The sequence below is a fragment of the Mesorhizobium sp. M7A.F.Ca.AU.002.02.1.1 genome (genome assembly GCF_003998535.1).
Taxonomy (GTDB): Bacteria; Pseudomonadota; Alphaproteobacteria; order Rhizobiales; family Rhizobiaceae; genus Mesorhizobium; species Mesorhizobium ciceri.
Genome location: NZ_RZPB01001266.1, coordinates 1 through 1,043, shown reverse-complemented (window position 1 = coordinate 1,043; position 1,043 = coordinate 1). Strand labels below are relative to the sequence as shown.

The following is a 1,043-nucleotide window of genomic DNA, read 5'->3' as shown; positions in this document are numbered from 1 at the left end:
GTCCGGCGACCGCGTGGCTGGTGGTGTTCCTGGTGCTGCCGTTCATCGCCATCGCCGTGTTCAGCGTCGGCGAACGCGCACCGGAAGGCGGCTATCAGGCCGCCTTTACGCTGGCGCAATATGCCAATCTTCCGGCGCGGGCGACCGCCTTCTGGAACACCATGGTGCTGGCGCCGGTGGGAGCGCTCGCCTGCCTTCTCGTCGCTTATCCCGTTGCCTACTATCTCGCCTTGCGCGCGCCGCAGCGCTGGCGGCTGATCCTGCTGGCGCTGGTCGTCATTCCGTTCTGGACCAGCCTGCTGATGCGGACCTATGCCTGGATGTACATTCTGGGCGGGCGCGGCATTCCGGCGCTGCTCGCCTTTGTCGGCATCGAGGATGTCAGGCTGATCAACACGCCGGGCGCGGTGCTGCTCGGCATCGTCTATGGCTACCTGCCGTTGATGATCCTGCCGATCTATGTCAGCCTCGAACGGCTTGACCGCAGGCTGCTGGAAGCCTCCGCCGATCTCGGCGCCACGCCACTATCGACTTTCCTGGGCGTGACCCTGAAACTGTCGTTGCCGGGCGTGATGACCGGCTTCTCGCTGGTCATGATCCTGCTGCTCGGCGAATATCTGATCCCGACGCTGCTTGGCGGCGGCAAGGTGTTCTTCATCGGCAATGCGCTGGTCGACCTGTTCCTGCAATCGCGCAACTGGCCGTTCGGATCGGCCATCGCCATCACGCTGGTGCTGGTCTCGGTGGAGGTGCTGATTGCCGCAAACCGCATTTCGACCCGAGTTTCGGGCGCGCGCCGGGTGGATCTGATCTGATGCGGGCTTTCGTCATTGCGGTGTTCGCTTTCCTCTATCTGCCGATCGCGCTGGTGGTGCTGTTTTCCTTCAACGCCGGCCACCATGCCAGCGAGTTCACCGGCTTTTCGGTGCAATGGTACGGCAAGGCACTGGCGAACCCGTTCCTGGTCGAAGCGCTGAAGAACAGCCTGTTCATCGCCACCACCAGCGCCTTGCTGGCGGCGCTGTGCGGCACCGCGGCGGCAC

The 1,043-nt window shown here is 64.0% G+C and carries 1 protein-coding gene and 1 pseudogene; both read left to right on the top strand.

Annotated features, from left to right (window positions below; all coding sequences use genetic code 11):
* On the top strand, positions 1–815 hold an 815-nt coding region (locus EN879_RS37025; RefSeq protein WP_164774897.1), incomplete at its 5' end, for an ABC transporter permease.
* Positions 815–1,043, top strand: a pseudogene (locus EN879_RS37020) (ABC transporter permease); the annotation flags it as partial. The gene EN879_RS37025 and the pseudogene EN879_RS37020, both read left to right, overlap by 1 nt.